This is a genomic window from Aliivibrio sp. 1S128, assembly GCF_001691065.1.
Lineage (GTDB): Bacteria > Pseudomonadota > Gammaproteobacteria > Enterobacterales > Vibrionaceae > Aliivibrio.
This window is the reverse complement of the sequence record NZ_MAJV01000025.1, coordinates 388,053-405,613: the sequence shown is the minus strand read 5'-3', so window position 1 is coordinate 405,613 and position 17,561 is coordinate 388,053. Positions and strand designations below refer to the sequence as shown.

Below are 17,561 nucleotides of genomic sequence, written 5' to 3'. Positions count from 1 at the left end.
GCTAGAATAAAGTAGCTGTGGCCTACCTGTACCACAGCTACTTTATTTAATTTTCATCATTATAAAATATATAGTCTTTCTCACCAAAGTAGATCAATTAATTAACCATTGATAATCAATACATTTCTATATTGTAAGCCGCCGACCTTTCATTTATAAAAATAATAACCCTTCATTTCACGGTAACAACACCCTATATTTATAAAATTGCATTTTTTATGTACTATTATATTAAACGATCATTTAAATTGCCTGTAATGTTGAAATATTTCGTTTATTTTTTGAGGAAAATTAAGTATTCTTAACATCAACCCAACAAGGATAGATTGAACTAATATGCCTGAATCTAATGTTTCTATCATCGCTGTCGGTATTTCAACCTTACTATTAATTGCCATCGTTGCAATGAGTCGTTATGTAGGTTTTGATTCTATTTCAGATGTTTTTTTTGAAGGTGCTACGCTCATTTTACTTGTTTATATTTTCCTTACGGTAAAGCCACACCTTATTCCATACTCTAAAATAATGAATGGGGCTTACCTACTTTTATTTAATAAATGTTATGATTTATTAACTGAAATTCCATTCTTTGATAAATATTCTGACAACTATGAAATCATTGATACTATTCTCGATGATGGAACGTTATTAGTCGCTTTCTTATTAATTGCTATCGGGCTAACAACGATAGTGGCAAATATTATAAAAGAAAGTATGAAAGACGATTTGACAAGACTATATAACCGAAAAAAGTTTACCGATATCTCATTATCATCGTTTGATCTAATTTACTTTGATTTAAATGGTTTAAAGAAAATAAATGACATGAAAGGTCATGCCATTGGCGATCTTATGATCATTCGTTTTGCTCAAGTTCTTAGAGAGCATTGCTTAAAACAAGAAATGGCTTTTCGAGCAGGGGGAGACGAATTTATTGTTATCACTCAGCCTAATCGAGCAAACTCATATATCGCTAGTGTTTATAAAACATTAGAAAATGATCTTATTTCATTCTCATACGGGATTGAAAAAGCAACGAAAGAAAACTTTGAAGAAGCATTAATACAATCAGATAAAGCGATGTATAAAATGAAAAAATCACTAAAAAAGAGCACCTAAAGTGCTCAAATTTCATATTGATAAGCTAACTAATAGAACAATTAACGTCCCATCAATTCAAGTAACCCTTCACTTGCCTGCTTTGGCGATGTTGCATGGCAAATTGCCGACACTAAAGCAATACCATCCACTTGAGTATCTGCTACTTTCTTAATGTTCGTTTCGTTAATTCCACCAATGGCAACAAGTGGGAGTTTGCTTTCTTTAACCGCTTTCGTTAAACCGTCAATGCCCCACTCTTTAATAATATTAGTCTTAGTTGGCGTAGAAAATATCGCACTGATACCAAGGTAGTCAACAGGTAGATCTTGCGCCTCACGCAACTGCGTTTCATTTTCGACAGACAAGCCTAAAATCATATCAGAGCCTATCAATTGACGAGCAAGGTTTACAGGCATATCCGATTGACCTAAATGAACCCCATCCGCTTGCACCGCTAATGCCACATCAACACGATCATTAATGATCAATGGCACCCCACTGTCTTTTAATACTTCTTTTATCGCCAATGAGCGTTCAATAAAAGCACGTACATCACCATGTTTTTCACGGATCTGCACCATGGTTACGCCGCCTTTTATTGCCTCTGCAACAACGTGGCACAACGTATCAATGTCTTGTTGATCGTCAGTCACTAAATATAATGTATAAAGGTTATTCATATTACGAAACCTATGCATTAATCGTTAATTTCAAACGATGTGTAAGCGTTTCTTCATCTAACTGATAAAGCGTATCTAATAGGTTCATTTGCAAGCTACCTGGGCCTGCTGATTGCTCTGCGGCGATTTCACCTGCAACACCTAAAACAGCCGTCGCAGCAACCCCTGAATGATCACCTATTGCCGCAAAAGCCCCCGTTAATGCAGTATGAGTACAACCCATTCCCGTAACAAAAGGCATCATCGCATGGCCATTATTTAATTTATACTGTGCCTCTTTTGTGACAACGTAATCGGTTTCACCCGAAATAACGACGCTGCATTGATACTGCTGCGCGACATAACAAGCCGCACCTAATGCAGAATCACTGCTGTCTAATGCATCTACGCCTTTGCTCTTTGCGTTTTCACCTGCTAATGCGATGATCTCAGAGGCGTTGCCTCGAATAATCAGTGTATTCGCCGCTTCTGCGATTTGACGCGCGGTTTGGGTACGAAGTTGACTTGCACCACATCCTACCGGATCAAGCACCACCACTTTATTATTGAGATTCGCTTGCTCTACCGCGAAATGCATTCTTGGTGTCCATACGCTGTCTAATGTACCGATGTTGATCACCAACGCACCAGAGAAACTCATCATCTCTGCCATTTCTTGTTGGCTGTGCGCCATGATTGGTGACGCACCTAGCGCCAATAACGCATTCGCGGTGTTATTCATCACCACATAGTTAGTAATGTTCACAACTAATGGCTTTTTCTCGCGTAACATTGCCAATGCTTCAATAATTTCTTGCGTGTTCATGACTGTCATTGTTCTTCCTTAATTCGTTCGCTTTTTCATTAATAAAGTACTAATCATCAACAATTAGGCTTCATCTAATCCTTGCTGCCAAAACGCCACTTCCATACGAGTCGCCGTTTTAAAAATATGACACAAACGCTGTCCACGCTGACTATTAAGATCGATATCGGCAAGTAATTCATCTAGCTGTGTAATGCTTTTTTGCACGCCTGATTGAAACTCTTCACCACCATACATCTTGATCCAATTCGCATACGGATTGCCTTCTAGCTTAGTTGATTCTCTTGCTAGCAATTGCGCACCAATCACCCCATAACCAATAGAACAGGGCGCTAATGCTGCATATAAATCAATGAAATCACCAGACATACCGGTATCTAATACAAATCGAGTGTAGGCTACCGTGCCAAAGGCTTCTGGCTCTGCTTCCATCTCTATTTCTGACACGCCCCACTCACCACAATAAGTCACATGGTGTGCAATTTCAGAACTCAATAACGCTTGTACACTCGGTAACGCCATTCGCATTTCCGCTAACGTTCTCGCTTTATAAATCGCTAAGGCATACGCTCTGGTGTACTGCTTTAAAAACAAAAAGTCTTGCTTTAAATAATGTAGAAATGACGAATGCGCCAACTCTCCAAGCGCTAATTGTTGAACGAAGCTATGCTCGGTGTATTCGGTCCACTCGTTTTGACACGCTTGAATTAAGTCTTGATGATTCATACTGATTCTCTAAAAATAAACAGGGAAAATGGATTACAACACCGGCACAAAATCTTGGGCTTTAGGTTGTGTTTTTATGATCTTATGCTCGAACATAAACTCAGAGAAGCGATTGTAGCGTTCTAAATCAACCGCTGATGGGCGTAAGGCAAAACGCGTTAACGTGTCATTCCATGCGCGTTTATTTAATTCATTGTTTAGGGTATCTGGCGCGTAAGAAACAAAGGTTTTCCACGATTCATCAGGGTGATTCACAATAAATTGTGTCGCTTTTTCGATAGCGTGATTAAATTTCTTTAGCGCATCGGCATCGTATGTTTTGGCATTCGCAACAAAAACAAGCTCATCATACGAGGGCACACCATGCTCTTCTGGGAAAAAAGATTTCGCTTTGTAACCTTCTAATGCCAATTGATTGGTTTCAAAATTACGTAATCCTCCCCAAATAGCATCCACTTTTCCTGAGGCTAATGACGACGATAATGCCCAGCCTACATTGATGATTTTAACCTCAGAAAAATCAACCCCTTCTGTATTCAGCATCGTTCCTATCGTAGCGTCTTCATTACCCGCAATTGCAATACCGATCTTCTTGCCTTTCAAATCAGCTAAAGAGTTTATCTTGCCGTTATCCAGTACCATTAAGGTATTTAATGGCGTGGCGATAAGGGTTGCCGAACGAATTAACGGTAAGCCTGCTGCTACATCAATCGTTAAACTGGTTTGGTAAGAAATCGCTAAATCAATGTTATTGGCCGCCACTAATTTTGCCGGCATGCTTGGATCGGCGGGTTCTTGAATCGTCACATTTAGGCCTTCTTCTTTGAAGTAGCCTTTTTGTTGTGCGATAACCACTGGCCCATGGTTCGGATTTACAAACCAATCCAACATTAATGTCATCGCTTTGTCTTCCGCGCTTGCCATCATGGAGTAGCTTGAAATAAGCAGAGCCATCGCCCCTTTAATTACTCTATTTTTCATTATTCAATGAGTCCTTTTATTATGAATTTACTTATCGTGTTGCCACGGTATGAGTTTTTGAATCAATACATCCGCAAGAAAATACAAACTGACGGATAACGCCGCGAGAATAAATAACGCAGCAAACATTTCATCTATCATCATTCGAGCATTCGCTTGCAGCATCAAATAGCCGAGGCCTTCGCTTGACCCTACCCATTCACCAACGACCGCACCAATAGGCGCGACAACAACAGCAACACGAATACCAGATGCTAAGGCAGGTAAAGCCGCAGGTAAGCGAACGTATTTTAATAATTGCCATTTTGATGCACCCATCGTGTGGGCTAAATCAAGGTAACCACTAGGGGTATTTCGCAGCCCGTCATAACAACAGGTAGTCACAGGGAAAAAGATAATTAATGCCGCCATCACGACCTTTGATGCAATGCCATAGCCTAGCCACAACATCAAAATAGGTGCTATAGCAAAAACGGGGATTGCTTGACTCGCAATTAAAATTGGTAATAACCAACGGCGAAGTGGATCAAACAACAGCATTTGAAGCGCAAATAACAACCCCATAGAAAGGCCCAAGCCAAGACCAAGCAAGATCTCTTGAGCCGTTATCCATGAATGAGTAAGTAGCACATCGTATCGTTGTATTAATTTAGTAAAGACAGCCAATGGACTCGGTAAAATGAAGCTTGGTAAAGCAAAAACGATTACGATGAATTGCCACAACCCAAGAATAACCACCGCACTGATTAAGATTCTTATTAAGGATTTCACGCTTTGTAGCATTGGTTTTGGCGTTACTTTTCCTATCGTTGCTGATGTCGAATTTATAAGAAGTGATTTAGACATAATCGACCTCTAACGTATCAATTATCTGTTGTTGAAGTGCAGCTAACTCCGCATCAATCTTGCGAGGTACCGACGTACTTGGAACGGGTAAGGAGACCGCTGAAGCAGGTTGTCCTTGCATGATATAAACCGCATCACTCAGTCTTAACGCTTCTTGTGGATCATGCGTTATCAATAAAACGGTTTTATCTGCTAGCACTTGAGCAGCAAGATCTTGCAGGCGATAACGAGTGACGGCATCTAACGCAGAAAAAGGTTCATCCATTAATACCATTGGCTTGTCTTGCATTAATGTTCGAGCTAACGCGACACGCTGGCGCATCCCACCCGATAATTGCGACGGCATCGTAAACTCATGCCCTTTTAGTCCAACTAACTCTAAAAGTTCATGCGCTCTGTGTTTATCCGAATTCGGTTTCGTTGAATTAAAGCGGGAGTTCGTTGCAAACTTATCGGCAAAGCAGACATTATCTATTACGTTTAACCACGGCATCAATAAATCTTGTTGCGCCATGTACGCGATATTGCCTTCTAATGCGTTTACGCCATCAATCGAAACATCCCCTGACCACACGACTTTATCGGTCAATAATCCGGCGAGATAACGCAATATCGATGTTTTACCACAACCACTCTTTCCTAATATGGCTGTCCATTTTCCTTTAGGGATCGTCATATTTAGATTGAAAATAATAGGGTGTTCGCTGTCTTTATATTGTAACGCCCCATTAGAAATGACGGCACCAATGCGATTATTCACCCCCATTACTCTGGAGTATGTAAAGCAAAAAAGTGATTCACAGGCCCATGTCCCTGACCAATATTCAGTTCATCCGCATGAATAATCGCTTGAGTAATATAATGCTTACCTAGTGTTACTGCCGCCTGTAACTCATGACCTTGCGCTAAATACGAAGCAATCGCTGACGATAATGTACAGCCCGTGCCGTGTGTATTGCGAGTTTCAATTCGAGGTGTCGATAAACGTTCTATGGAATCAGATAAAATCAGCAAATCGGTACTGTTTTCATCCTTTTCTAAATGCCCACCTTTTAGCAATACTGACTTAGCACCTAATTGACGAAGTTCATCGATCATTGCTGTCATTTCTACTTCACTTTCGGGTACTTTCGCATTAATCAATGCTGCGGCTTCTGGTAGGTTTGGCGTGATAACATCGGCAAGGGGAAGCAGTTCAGATTTAAGGCTTTCAATAGCAGACGATTTTAGAAGAAGATCACCGCTGGTCGCGACCATAACAGGGTCAACCACAAGATAGCGAGGAGAGTATTGTTTTATTTTTTTCGCAACCGAGCGGATGATATCAGAATCACTTAACATGCCGACTTTAACGGCGATAACATTTAAATCAGAAAAAACAGCATCCAGTTGCTGCTCAACAAATTCACTGCTGATTGGATAAATGCCCGTCACGCCCTGCGTATTTTGAGCCGTTAATGCGGTAATCACCGAGCACGCATAACTGCCGGTTGCAGAAATTGCTTTGATGTCAGCTTGGATCCCTGCACCACCACCACTGTCAGAGCCAGCAATAGTTAATACAATCGGTGTGGTAGAAGATAATGTAGATAAAAGCGCAGTGTTGTTTAATGAAGGCATACTTATTTTCCCTAACTAACGGTCAGGAAAAACAGTCGAGTGAGAACAAGTACGTATAGACGTAGATCTCACCAAAAGAAACGGATCTAATTGAAAGATCGTGTCAAAAGGACCATTAGTTCCCTACGTCAGTACTAACTGAATCAGGTTCAACGGGTTCGCTATTGCGATCTCAGCCTATTGGCTCCCCGACTAATGCCGTCATACTATCACTAATCGATTTGTAAATAGTATGCTTTTTTATGAGAATGATAACTGTATTAGTTAATTCTTATCTTGAGAACTCAATTTGGATGCTAATTGAGCAACTATCGTTTTACGCATATCAGAAAGCTTTGGAGCTTCACCTACTTGCCATGGCAATGGACGCATTAGATTCATGGTTCTTAATCCAAAACGTGCCGTTAATAAACCAATCCCTAACCCCTGTGCTGCTCTGGTTGATAATTTACCGGCAAGGCCAGTAGATAGCATATCAACACCAACATCCGTCACCATTTCAGTTGCTCCTGCAAACGCCATGTTTTGCAAAACCATTTTGAACAAACGTAAGCGGCCCCAATAGCCAAGCTCTACCCCATAAACTTGAGAAACTTGTTCGATTAATCGAATATTACGCCACGCTACTAATAACATATCCACCACAGCTAATGGACTTAATGCCACCATCAATGCTGATTCACCTGCGTGTTTACTAATTAATGCTTTTGCTCGTTTATCTTGCTCTGACACCACCATGCTGTCATACATTTCAAATACTTCAGCGTTATTATGATGCGATTCAATGCTGTTCTCCCAGCGCGTATATTCTGCCGTATTCGCCGTCGCTCCTTTCTTAGCTAATGCTTCACAGAACGGTTTTGCCTGACCAATACCATTGCCTTCAACCAATTCAGTTACTTGATGTTGAATTTCAGCTCGGTTTTTAAGTTTACGCAATGTCCATAATTCACGACCAATAGCAGTAACCCCCATGATTGCTGCAAGGCTAATTAACCCAGCCCAGCCTAATGACAGAAAATCAGCCGATTGAATTGCGGTAATAACATGATCAACACTTTGCCATACTGTTAATCCAAGGAAACCACCAATCAGTGTTTTAATACTCCAATGGGTTTTCTTTTTCACTAATGGCGTTTCAATATCAAGATCATCCAATTCACTTTCGTCTTCAATCGCTTGAGGAATAAAAGTTTGTGTTTCTTCGAACAGTTTTTGAGTATTCAGCGATTCTGTAGTCTGCTCATTTTCTGTAAATTGAGGCTCAGATTGAAATACGCGCTGTTTTTTTAATTCACTCATACTAATTTGTCTCCTAATAAAAACTGCATCGCCTTATCCATACGGATATGTTGTAGCGGTTTGTCAGTCTCACTTTCTAACGGCTGAAAACTCATGAAATTAAAAGGTTTTGTTTCCCAATACGCTTTACTTGGAATACGTTTAGGCACCTCACCCGGAAACATCATCATCGGTGTTTGATTGGCGGTGACCCCTGATATTGCGGAAAATAATTCACCGTCGTCCTCAATCATTCCCGCGGTGGTTGCTTGAATTGAGGCAATGCTCATGCACTCCATTTTAATGCCTTCGTAAGCGGTTTCTTGCCATGTTTGGTGGATCATTTGTTGCAACAGCGACACCATATTGGGGTGTTGTTCAGGCGTAACGTGATCGGCTTTGGTGGCAGCAAACAACACTTTATCTATCTTTGGGGAAAACAGACGTTTAAGCATTGAGCTTTTGCCATACTGGAAACTACGCATCAACTGATCGACAGCCTGACGCATATCATTAAATGATTGTTCACCCGCATTTAACGGCTGTAAGCAATCAACCAATACAATTTGACGATCAAAATGTCTAAAGTGTTCGTTATAAAACTTCTTCACTACATGTTGTTGGTAGTGCTGATAACGTTTTTTAAGCACGGCGATGTTTGAATCTTTCTTCGCTTTTGCCAACTCTTCTTCTGTGTATTTATGCAAAAACATAAAAGGAAAGAATTGCAAAACAGGCGCGCCTGCTAGCTCTCCAGGTAATACAAAACGGCCCGGCTGAACCCAATGTAATCCCTGAGAATCCTTACAATCATGAAGATATTGTGTAAATAACTCAGCAATATGAGCAAGTTGCTTTTCATCAACAGGCGCTAGAGGATCTAACTTCTTCGCTTCTTGCAACCAAGCTTCAGACAACACTTTACGATGCCCAGTTAAATTCGATTGCTGTTGTTTAGACCACGCTAAATAATCCATATCCAAAAGCGGTAAATCCAATAACCATTCACCCGGATAATCGACAATATCCACATACAAGGTCGCACTGTCTTGTAAATGCTTTAAGAAACCCGACTTTGGTTTAAATTTTATCGCTAAACGTAACTCACTCACATCTCGTGTTGGCTCTGGCCATGTTGGAGGCTCAGAAAGTAGTGAGTCCATTCCTTCGTCATAAGTAAAACTAGGAATAGAAAGATTTGATTGCGGTATGCGTTTCGCACCAATCATTCGCCCTTCACGGGTCACGGATAACAAAGGTAACTTATCACTTGAAGCGGCATGTAAGCACTGATTAACTAAAGAGGTAATAAATGCCGTCTTACCTGCACGCGATAGCCCTGTAACCGCCAACTTGACGTGGCGATCCATACTACGGCTAACTAATTTATTCATTTCTTTGGTTAATCTGCTCATTCATATTTCTCTCTTTTCTATAAACAACAAATGGAGTGTACAGAACTGATTCTGAACACCCCATGAACAAGATAGTAATCCTATGTTTCATGTCAATCTACATAAGTTATTGACTGCTCTTGTTAATTAATCCAGTTATAAGTTTCTAAATTCACGACGAACCTTGTATTCAGAAGACGTAACATAGCCTTCCATTCGACGAATTTTTTCTTCCATTCTCGCCATGTCTTTATCAACACGTTTAATCACTTCCGATGGCGATTGCCCTGCTTGCCACGGTTTGCTTTTTACCGTGTGTTCACGCTTTTCTTCTGTTCGATAGTACATTTCAACCGGTGCTTTATCTAAAAAAAGCATGGCTGCAAAATAGGCTAACATCACCAGAAAACCAGCACTAAACAAGGCTGCTGAGACGACTAATATACGTACTATCCAAGGTTCAATACCAAAGTACTGAGCAATGCCTGCACAGACGCCACCAATCTTTCCATTTCGAGTATCTCTATACAGTTCTTTTGACATTAGCGCTCCCTCCAACTCGGGGATTCTGCATCCAGAATTTTCTCTAATGTTTCAACACGACGTTGCATTTTATCCGCACGTTCTGTCATTGTTTTCAATAACTGTGTGTCTTCATGCGACAGACCTTGTGCTGTTTTACCTTTGCTTCGGTAATGTAAAAACAGCCATAACGGGGCAACAAAAATAAAAAATATAACCAATGGGAAAGCAAAAAAGCCGCTCATTGTTTTCTCCTTAGTAATTCAAATTCGATCAACTCTTGTAATCTATTATGCGTCTTTCTTCATTTGTTCTTTTAGACGCTCTAATTCTTTTTCAATTTCATCTTGCGCTTGCAGCTCTGCAAATTCTTGTTCTAGTGAGTTTGCTTTACCCATTGAGTAAGTGTCTGCCTTTGCATCCAATTCGTCAATACGACGCTCATATTGTTCAAACTTTGCCATTGCACGTTCTGTTTTTCCTGAATGCGTATGTGCTTTGATGTCATTACGGTGTTGGGCTGTTTGCTGACGGATCACTAACGCTTGTTGACGAGCACGAGTTTCTGTCAGTTTAGTCTCTAGCTCGGTTAATTCTGTGGTCAACTTCTCAATGCTTTCTTCTACAAGAATAAATTCTGTTTTTAAGCTTGATAGCACATCTTGAACTTTCTGTTTTTCTATCAGAGCTGAGCGCGCTAAATCTTCGCGTTGTTTAATCAAAGCTAAACTTGCTTTTTCTTGCCAATCGGTGACTTGTGCTTCAATTGAACCAATTTTACGTGTTAACTCTTTTTTATCTGCAATTGCTTTTGCTGATGCAGTACGAACTTCAACTAACGTGTCTTCCATTTCTTGAATGATCAAACGGATCATCTTTTCTGGATTTTCCGCCTTATCCAATAATGAAGTAACGTTAGCATTAACGATGTCTGCAAAGCGTGAAAAAATACCCATAATCAATTCCTCTTAATTTAATACGAATCTAATAACTCGTTGTTTTGAAACTTACTATAACTATTACACAATGCATGCCAACTTTTCATACACTAAAAATCAACCACTTACATTAAATTGACCACAACCAAACTTTAGTCCATGATTAAAAAGACCATTATTTGGCTATATTGACCATCACCACTATGGAGAAGATATGAGAAAAGACAGTTTAATTGGTGAGTCTGACGCCTTCTTATCTGCGTTAGATCATGCTTCTCAATTAGCTACCATTGATCGACCAATTCTGATTTTGGGCGAACGAGGAACAGGTAAAGAGCTGATTGCTCAGCGTCTTCACTTCTTATCCAAACGGTGGGATGAACCACTCGTGAGTTTAAACTGCGCTGCATTAAGTTCAGGTACATTAGATTCTGAATTATTTGGCCATGATGCGGGATCGTTTACGGGCGCAAAACAGCGTCATCAAGGTCGATTTGAACGAGCAGATGGTGGCTCTCTATTTTTAGATGAACTTGGCACCGCGCCTTTAACCGTTCAAGAAAAGCTACTTCGTGTTATCGAATATGGAGAGTACGAGCGTGTCGGTGGTTCACACACCTTAAAAGCCGATGTGCGTTTAATTTGTGCGACAAATCAGAACCCTCAGGAAATGGTTGAGGAGAAAAAATTCAGAGCGGATTTACTTGATAGATTATCTTTTGATGTCATTCACTTGCCGCCATTGCGTTATCGCGAGCAAGACGTACTGTTGCTTGCTGAGCATTTTGCGATAAAAATGTGCCAAGAGATGAATTTGCGATATTTTGCAGGGTTTTCTTATTATGCAAAACAACAAATATTAGATCATGATTGGCCAGGTAACGTGCGTGAATTAAGAAACTGCATTGAACGTGCTGTATTTAAGCATAATCATGAAGAAGCACAAATTGAATCTATCCAACTTAATCCATTTATCTCTCCTTGGGAAAGTGAACAGGTGAAGACGCCGACTTCGACTATACTCAACATTCACAATGAACAAACTCAAACTCAAACTCAAACTCAAACTACCATGCTGCCTTTGAATTTAAAACAATTTCAAAGTGAACAAGAAAGAGACTTGTTAGAACAGGCGTTACTTAAAACGCAACATCATCAACGAAAAGCTGCTGAAGAATTAGGCATTACCTATCACCAATTTCGAGGATTATTAAAAAAGCATCAAATCTTAGACACAAACAAGGGAGAATCTTAGATATTTAAGTGCAGAACCAGTCACTTGGGTATAAAATGACTGGTTCATTAATTAAAATTGATAAAAGCTGCGGTCATTATGAAGATTATTACGCGTATACTCATTGCTGCCACGGGATTATTTAATCTTACTGGCTGTTATGATGCGGGGATCAAACAGACTATTCAGGAAACAGGATTCATTTATTGTGAATCTGGAAGTGTGGAATTTTTTAATCCACAAGTTTCTGATGAAAATAGCATTCTTGAGGCAATTAGCGCTCAGATTTATGACCGTCTATTAATCATTGACCCTATCTCACAAAAGCCTTCTCCTAATTTAGCAAGCTCTTGGGAAATAGATAAGACAGGTACTGTTTATACCTTTACCTTATTACCTGATGTCGATTTTCATTCAACTGAACTGTTCACTCCAACAAGAGCCATGAATGCCAATGATGTTGTGTTTAGTTTTGAACGTATTCTTAATCCCGAAAATCCTTATCACTCCGTAAATTCTGGTCACTACCCTTGGTTTGATAGCATTAATTTTTCCAACACCGTCAAATCGGTTAATGCTATCGGCAACAACAAAGTGCAATTCGTACTTTCAGCTCCTGACAATACTTTTTTATCCGCACTCTCGAGTTCATATGCGGTTATCCACTCTCAGGAATATGCTCAAAAATTAGCATCCATTGATGAGAAAGAATTAATAGATATTAAACCAGTAGGCACAGGACCATTTAAACTTGATCAGTTTCAGAAAAGTGAACTCGTTCGCTTAAAAAGACACGATAACTATTGGCAAGGCCCTGCAAAAATGTCACAGGTTGTTTTTGATATTTCAAGTCGCGGTACTGGTTCTCTGGCAAAATTATTACGTCAGGAATGCGATGTGGTTGTTAATCCGATCTCAAGTCAATTGCCTATTATTATTGAAAACGACGACCTTACGTTGTTCTCACAAACAGCAACGAACGTCGCTTTTATTGCCGTAAATACGCAAAAACCTCTTTTACAAGATCGTCGTATTCGTAAAGCATTAAATCTAGCGATAGACCGCTCAAGCTTAATAAATTCGGTTTATTATAACTCAGGCATAGAAGCTAAATCGATTTTACCTCCTGCATCATGGGCTTATGGAAACGACAGTTCATTTATCCGTTATGATTTAAACTACGCGAAAGGCTTGTTACGAGAGGCAGGAGTTAACACTCCTCTAGAATTGAAGATGTGGGTTCCTTTGGACAATAACTCTTATAACCCTAGCCCTAAAAAATCAGCAGAAATCATACAAAATGATTTTGCAAAAATAGGGGTTAATTTAACGCTTATTACCAGTGATTTATTAAGCCGTAATGAGTTAATTAATAATAATATTGACCTCGTCCTTACTGGGTGGAATGCCAATAGCTCGGATCCTGATTCAATGCTTAGACCTTTACTTTCTTGTAATGCAAAACAAGCAGGATTCGGCGTTGCTAACTGGTGTAATGAAGAGTTTGACCTTTTATTAGACCTTGCTAAAGAGACCAACCAACCTCGCTACCGTATTAATATTTATCGTCAAATTCAAAACTTATTAAGTGAAGAGCTACCCATTATCCCACTTGCTCATGGTGTGAAATATCAGGCAAATCAATCATCATTAAAAGGATTTAATTTAAGTCCATTTAATACGTATTCTTTCCATAACGTGGTTAGATTTGAGGAGGCAAAATAATGTGGATATACACGATTCGACGTTTTAATTTATTTATTATAACGCTATTGATCCTTACCTTAATTGGGTTCAACATTTTACGCCTTGATGAAACCTCTGTATGGTCTCAAACCTCTTTCTTTTCTGGCTGGGTCACTTATCTAGGCCAATTAACCAATGGGAACTTAGGTGTTAACCAATTTGGGGTAAATATGCTCGATGAAATTCTTCGAGTTTTCCCCGCGACTATTGAACTTTGCCTTTTTGCTTTTTTTATCGCCTTAATCATTGGTACTCCTCTCGGTACTATTGCCGGTATGCGCCAAGGTAAACCAACAGATACGATTGTCTCTTCCATCGCTTTAGTCGGCTACTCAATGCCTCTATTTTGGATTGCACTAATATTATTAATGTTTTTCAGTTTAAACCTTGGTATGACCCCTGTTTCTGGCCGTTACAGTTTATTGTATGAATTTGATATAAGAACTGGGTTTGTCTTTATTGATGTTTTAGCATCTGACTCACCTTACCGTGCTGAAATGCTAGAGAATATTATTCATCACTTAATATTACCTACTTTGGTTTTATCTATTGCTCCAATGACTGAAGTCATCCGCTTAATGCGCTCTTCAGTATCCAACGTCATCACTCAGAATTACATTAAAGTGGCTCATACTAAAGGTCTCTCTAAATTTGAGATCATGATAAAACATATTATACGTAACGCCTTACCCCCTATAATTCCAAAACTTGGGATTCAATTATCGGGTTTGTTTACCGCAGCCATATTAACTGAGTCTATTTTTAACTGGCCAGGAGTGGGACGTTGGTTACTTGATGCTATTATTAATCAAGATTTTGTAGCTATTCAAGCCGGGGTTATTACCGTAGCTTCATTTATTTTATTGGCTAATATCTTATCGGATTTATTAGGTGCCGCTGTAAACCCGTTAGTAAGGAAAGAGTTCTATGCTCTCAAATAGCGTTTATCAAGAAGAACACATCCCTACTCAGATGGAGCGTTTCTGGCTGAGTTATCGTGCTAATTCATTGGCAATGTTTGGTTTTTGGTGCTTATTACTCATCATTATTATTACGATTGCATCTCCATGGTTGAGCCCATACGATCCACAGTGGCAATCAGAGAATTTACTCATGCCACCGTCTTGGAACTCAGAAGGGGACGTGACTTTTTTCTTAGGCACCGATGATCTAGGAAGAGATATTTTATCCCGATTAGTTACAGGCTCTCAGCTTACTTTTGGCTATGCTGTAATCGTTACCCTACTCTCTGGGTTTGTGGGTTGTGGTATCGGCATTTTTGCTGGTATGACTAAAGGGCTAATATCAAGTACCTTGAATCACCTTTTAGATACTATCTTATCTATTCCTTCACTGCTGCTTGCCATTATTTTTGTGGCATTTCTAGGCTTTGGTGAATTCAGTATTTTACTGGCGATTTGGCTTGCCCTTATTCCTCGTTTTATCCGAGCAGTCTATACTGCTGTACACAGTGAAATAGAAAAAGACTACATTCTTGCCGCTCGTTTAGATGGCGCAAATGACTTCTATTTGTTGTGGAATTCGGTATTACCTAACATTTTAACTATTATTGTTGCTGAAATGACGTTAGCTCTTTCTGTTGCGATTTTAGACATTACCGCATTAGGCTTTCTTGGATTAGGCGCACAAGCCCCAAGCCCAGAATGGGGGGCTATGTTAGGTGACTCTATTGAGCTGATTTATATCGCCCCTTGGACCGTAACATTGCCGGGTATCGTTATAACTTTCACTGTGATTATCATTAACTTAGTTGGTGATGGGATCCAACGCGCATTAAATGCGGGGACCGAATAATGCCATTATTAGACATTCGCCATTTAACCATTGAATTAGAGACCCCTCAGGGAATGGTTAAAGCGGTTGATCGTATGAGCTTAACTCTTAATGAGGGTGAAATTCGTGGCCTTGTTGGTGAATCTGGCTCTGGTAAATCACTCGTAGCGAAAGCAATCTTAGGGATAACCAAAGATAACTGGAAGATAAGCGCAGACAGAATGCGTTTAGGTAACATTGATCTACTTGCTTTATCTCCAAAAGAACGACGCCGTGTTATTGGCCGTGAAATGGCAATGATCTTCCAAGAACCTTCTACGTGTCTTGACCCCTCAGAACAAGTCGGGAATCAGCTTAAAGAAGCAATCCCATCAAAGTACTTTTTAGGTAAATGGTGGCAACGCTGGAATTGGCGTACCAAAGGGGCAATTGCCCTACTTCATAAAGTGGGTATTAAAGATCATAAGCATATTATGAAATGTTATCCTTATGAACTTACCGCTGGTGAATGTCAAAAAGTTATGATTGCCATGGCTATCGCTAATAAACCACGTATTTTGATCGCCGATGAACCGACAGATGAACTTGATGCTGTGACACAGTCACAAGTATTTCGATTATTAAGTCGTATGAATCAAGTTAACAACACAACAATTGTATTAATTAGTCATGATTTAATAACGTTAACTCAATGGGTAGATAGAATTACCGTAATGTATTGTGGTCAATCAGTCGAATCGGCTAGTCGTAAAGAAATTCTTGAGGCACCAAAGCATCCTTATACCAATGCATTATTACGCGCGATGCCTGATTTTAGTAAAGATGGGATCCCCCATAAAGCCAAGCTAGAATCATTGCCAGGAACCATTCCTCCACTACAACATTTACCGATTGGTTGCCGTTTAGGTCCGCGTTGCCCTTATGCTCAACGTAAATGCGTACAAGTGCCTGAAGGACAAAAAGTGAAAGACCATAAATTTAGCTGCCATTTCCCATTAAATTTTGAGGAGAAGAAGAATGACTGCGCTTCTTGAAGTTACTGACCTTAAAAAAGACTATGTATTTCGTACTGGCCTTTTTCGTAAACAAATTAGAGAGGCTGTAAAGCCAGTTAGCTTTTCTTTAGAGGCAGGTCAAACCATTGGTTTTATTGGTGCTAATGGTTCTGGAAAATCAACATTAGCCAGAATGCTTGCTGGTGTTGTTGAGCCTACATCAGGAATAATTAAAGTTAATGGTGAAGTCTTAGATTACAAAGATTTTAAAACTCGCTGTAAACTGATCCGTATGATTTTTCAGGATCCGAACTCTTCGTTGAACCCTAGAATTCAAATAGGTCATATACTAGAAGGTCCACTAAAGCGTAATACCAGTATGTCTCAAGATGCACGAGAGCGACGAGTAAAAGATACGCTCCAACGTGTAGGATTATTACCGGAACATGCGTACTTCTACCCTCAAATGTTAGCAACAGGACAAAAACAACGTGTATGTCTAGCTCGAGCGTTAATACTACAACCCTCTATTATTGTCGCGGACGAAGCATTGAATGGGTTGGATATGGCTATGCGTTCTCAGATCATTAATTTGTTCTTAGAGCTTCAACAAGAAATGGCTATCTCATTTATTTACGTATCTCAGCACATTGGGGTGGTAAAACATATTACAGATAAAGTAATGGTGATGCATGAAGGGGAAGTAGTAGAAAAAGGGGTAACTCAAGAAATTTTTGCTAACCCTCAACACTCTATTACACAGCGTTTGCTAGCAAGTCATTTTGATGCACCAACGCATGATAGAAAACAACGAATCAGTGCAGCAACACCTAAAATTGAGTGCTAATTAACACCTATGAATAAAAAAGAAATAATAAAAACAACAAATATGACCATT

At 39.7% G+C, this 17,561-nt stretch carries 19 protein-coding genes and 1 riboswitch; of the genes, 7 read left to right on the top strand and 12 right to left on the bottom strand.

Features of this window, described 5'->3' with window-relative positions:
• Positions 1-336 precede the first annotated feature (336 nt).
• Positions 337-1,119, top strand: coding sequence for a GGDEF domain-containing protein (locus tag A6E03_RS06090; RefSeq protein WP_065593411.1), 783 nt, complete (start codon positions 337-339; stop codon positions 1,117-1,119).
• A 41-nt stretch (positions 1,120-1,160) separates the two neighbouring features.
• Here the strand turns inward: A6E03_RS06090 and thiE are convergent, their stop codons facing one another.
• The 12 genes from thiE to pspA form a co-directional block, all read right to left on the bottom strand.
• Positions 1,161-1,781 (bottom strand): thiamine phosphate synthase, encoded by a 621-nt coding sequence (thiE, locus tag A6E03_RS06085; protein WP_065600400.1) that lies wholly within the window; start codon positions 1,779-1,781, stop codon positions 1,161-1,163.
• A 10-nt stretch (positions 1,782-1,791) separates the two neighbouring features.
• Positions 1,792-2,595 carry a hydroxyethylthiazole kinase gene (gene thiM / locus A6E03_RS06080; RefSeq protein WP_083201841.1) on the bottom strand — a complete coding sequence of 268 codons (804 nt, stop codon included), beginning with the start codon at positions 2,593-2,595 and terminating at the stop codon, positions 1,792-1,794.
• 54 nt (positions 2,596-2,649) lie between these two features.
• Positions 2,650-3,312 carry a thiaminase II gene (gene tenA / locus A6E03_RS06075; protein ID WP_065600399.1) on the bottom strand — a complete coding sequence of 221 codons (663 nt, stop codon included), beginning with the start codon at positions 3,310-3,312 and terminating at the stop codon, positions 2,650-2,652.
• Positions 3,313-3,345: 33 nt separating this feature from the next.
• Positions 3,346-4,293, bottom strand: a complete 948-nt coding sequence (locus A6E03_RS06070) for an ABC transporter substrate-binding protein (RefSeq protein WP_012551822.1) — start codon at positions 4,291-4,293, stop codon at positions 3,346-3,348.
• A gap of 27 nt (positions 4,294-4,320) precedes the next feature.
• A complete protein-coding gene (locus tag A6E03_RS06065) occupies positions 4,321-5,076 on the bottom strand; it encodes an ABC transporter permease (protein ID WP_255310603.1) in 756 nt (251 codons plus the stop codon).
• A gap of 55 nt (positions 5,077-5,131) precedes the next feature.
• Complete coding sequence (locus tag A6E03_RS06060; RefSeq protein ID WP_065600397.1) at positions 5,132-5,905, bottom strand: ABC transporter ATP-binding protein; 774 nt, start codon at positions 5,903-5,905, stop codon at positions 5,132-5,134.
• Positions 5,905-6,759 (bottom strand): bifunctional hydroxymethylpyrimidine kinase/phosphomethylpyrimidine kinase, encoded by an 855-nt coding sequence (gene thiD / locus A6E03_RS06055; protein WP_065600396.1) that lies wholly within the window; start codon positions 6,757-6,759, stop codon positions 5,905-5,907. The genes A6E03_RS06060 and thiD overlap by 1 nt, the downstream gene beginning before the upstream one ends.
• Before the next feature lie 103 nt (positions 6,760-6,862).
• Positions 6,863-6,960, bottom strand: a riboswitch (TPP riboswitch).
• 63 nt (positions 6,961-7,023) lie between these two features.
• A complete protein-coding gene (locus A6E03_RS06050; protein ID WP_065600395.1) occupies positions 7,024-8,061 on the bottom strand; it encodes a YcjF family protein in 1,038 nt (345 codons plus the stop codon).
• A complete protein-coding gene (locus tag A6E03_RS06045) occupies positions 8,058-9,455 on the bottom strand; it encodes a YcjX family protein (RefSeq protein WP_065600394.1) in 1,398 nt (465 codons plus the stop codon). The genes A6E03_RS06050 and A6E03_RS06045 overlap by 4 nt, the downstream gene beginning before the upstream one ends.
• Before the next feature lie 135 nt (positions 9,456-9,590).
• Positions 9,591-9,977: an envelope stress response membrane protein PspC gene (gene pspC / locus A6E03_RS06040; protein WP_017021854.1), complete on the bottom strand. Its 387-nt coding sequence runs from the start codon at positions 9,975-9,977 to the stop codon at positions 9,591-9,593.
• Complete coding sequence (gene pspB / locus A6E03_RS06035) at positions 9,977-10,201, bottom strand: envelope stress response membrane protein PspB (protein ID WP_012551815.1); 225 nt, start codon at positions 10,199-10,201, stop codon at positions 9,977-9,979. Before pspB ends, pspC begins: the two co-directional genes overlap by 1 nt.
• A 45-nt stretch (positions 10,202-10,246) precedes the next feature.
• A complete protein-coding gene (gene pspA / locus A6E03_RS06030; protein ID WP_023603015.1) occupies positions 10,247-10,912 on the bottom strand; it encodes a phage shock protein PspA in 666 nt (221 codons plus the stop codon).
• 196 nt (positions 10,913-11,108) lie between these two features.
• Here pspA and pspF point away from each other — a divergent pair, with 196 nt between their 5' ends.
• The 6 genes from pspF (at position 11,109) to A6E03_RS06000 (ending at position 17,510) form a co-directional block, all read left to right on the top strand.
• Positions 11,109-12,149 (top strand): phage shock protein operon transcriptional activator, encoded by a 1,041-nt coding sequence (gene pspF / locus A6E03_RS06025; protein WP_065600393.1) that lies wholly within the window; start codon positions 11,109-11,111, stop codon positions 12,147-12,149.
• 78 nt (positions 12,150-12,227) lie between these two features.
• Positions 12,228-13,853 (top strand): ABC transporter substrate-binding protein SapA, encoded by a 1,626-nt coding sequence (gene sapA, locus A6E03_RS06020; protein WP_065600392.1) that lies wholly within the window; start codon positions 12,228-12,230, stop codon positions 13,851-13,853.
• Positions 13,853-14,815 carry an ABC transporter permease subunit gene (locus tag A6E03_RS06015; RefSeq protein WP_065593399.1) on the top strand — a complete coding sequence of 321 codons (963 nt, stop codon included), beginning with the start codon at positions 13,853-13,855 and terminating at the stop codon, positions 14,813-14,815. Before sapA ends, A6E03_RS06015 begins: the two co-directional genes overlap by 1 nt.
• Positions 14,802-15,689 (top strand): putrescine export ABC transporter permease SapC, encoded by an 888-nt coding sequence (sapC, locus tag A6E03_RS06010; RefSeq protein ID WP_065593398.1) that lies wholly within the window; start codon positions 14,802-14,804, stop codon positions 15,687-15,689. Before A6E03_RS06015 ends, sapC begins: the two co-directional genes overlap by 14 nt.
• On the top strand, positions 15,689-16,702 hold the full coding sequence (locus tag A6E03_RS06005; RefSeq protein WP_065600391.1) for an oligopeptide/dipeptide ABC transporter ATP-binding protein: 1,014 nt from the start codon (positions 15,689-15,691) through the stop codon (positions 16,700-16,702). Before sapC ends, A6E03_RS06005 begins: the two co-directional genes overlap by 1 nt.
• Entirely contained in the window at positions 16,686-17,510 is an 825-nt protein-coding gene (locus A6E03_RS06000; protein WP_065593396.1) for an ATP-binding cassette domain-containing protein, read from the top strand. The genes A6E03_RS06005 and A6E03_RS06000 overlap by 17 nt, the downstream gene beginning before the upstream one ends.
• Positions 17,511-17,561 lie beyond the last annotated feature (51 nt).

Bases quoted from the DNA above. Each gene is read 5' to 3' on its own strand.
- A6E03_RS06090 (WP_065593411.1), top strand. From the start codon at position 337: ATGCCTGAATCTAATGTTTCTATCATCGCTGTCGGTATTTCAACCTTA.
- thiE (WP_065600400.1), bottom strand. From the start codon at position 1,781: ATGAATAACCTTTATACATTATATTTAGTGACTGACGATCAACAAGAC.
- thiM (WP_083201841.1), bottom strand. From the start codon at position 2,595: ATGACAGTCATGAACACGCAAGAAATTATTGAAGCATTGGCAATGTTA.
- tenA (WP_065600399.1), bottom strand. From the start codon at position 3,312: ATGAATCATCAAGACTTAATTCAAGCGTGTCAAAACGAGTGGACCGAA.
- A6E03_RS06070 (WP_012551822.1), bottom strand. From the start codon at position 4,293: ATGAAAAATAGAGTAATTAAAGGGGCGATGGCTCTGCTTATTTCAAGC.
- A6E03_RS06065 (WP_255310603.1), bottom strand. From the start codon at position 5,076: ATGCTACAAAGCGTGAAATCCTTAATAAGAATCTTAATCAGTGCGGTG.
- A6E03_RS06060 (WP_065600397.1), bottom strand. From the start codon at position 5,905: ATGGGGGTGAATAATCGCATTGGTGCCGTCATTTCTAATGGGGCGTTA.
- thiD (WP_065600396.1), bottom strand. From the start codon at position 6,759: ATGCCTTCATTAAACAACACTGCGCTTTTATCTACATTATCTTCTACC.
- A6E03_RS06050 (WP_065600395.1), bottom strand. From the start codon at position 8,061: ATGAGTGAATTAAAAAAACAGCGCGTATTTCAATCTGAGCCTCAATTT.
- A6E03_RS06045 (WP_065600394.1), bottom strand. From the start codon at position 9,455: ATGAGCAGATTAACCAAAGAAATGAATAAATTAGTTAGCCGTAGTATG.
- pspC (WP_017021854.1), bottom strand. From the start codon at position 9,977: ATGTCAAAAGAACTGTATAGAGATACTCGAAATGGAAAGATTGGTGGC.
- pspB (WP_012551815.1), bottom strand. From the start codon at position 10,201: ATGAGCGGCTTTTTTGCTTTCCCATTGGTTATATTTTTTATTTTTGTT.
- pspA (WP_023603015.1), bottom strand. From the start codon at position 10,912: ATGGGTATTTTTTCACGCTTTGCAGACATCGTTAATGCTAACGTTACT.
- pspF (WP_065600393.1), top strand. From the start codon at position 11,109: ATGAGAAAAGACAGTTTAATTGGTGAGTCTGACGCCTTCTTATCTGCG.
- sapA (WP_065600392.1), top strand. From the start codon at position 12,228: ATGAAGATTATTACGCGTATACTCATTGCTGCCACGGGATTATTTAAT.
- A6E03_RS06015 (WP_065593399.1), top strand. From the start codon at position 13,853: ATGTGGATATACACGATTCGACGTTTTAATTTATTTATTATAACGCTA.
- sapC (WP_065593398.1), top strand. From the start codon at position 14,802: ATGCTCTCAAATAGCGTTTATCAAGAAGAACACATCCCTACTCAGATG.
- A6E03_RS06005 (WP_065600391.1), top strand. From the start codon at position 15,689: ATGCCATTATTAGACATTCGCCATTTAACCATTGAATTAGAGACCCCT.
- A6E03_RS06000 (WP_065593396.1), top strand. From the start codon at position 16,686: ATGACTGCGCTTCTTGAAGTTACTGACCTTAAAAAAGACTATGTATTT.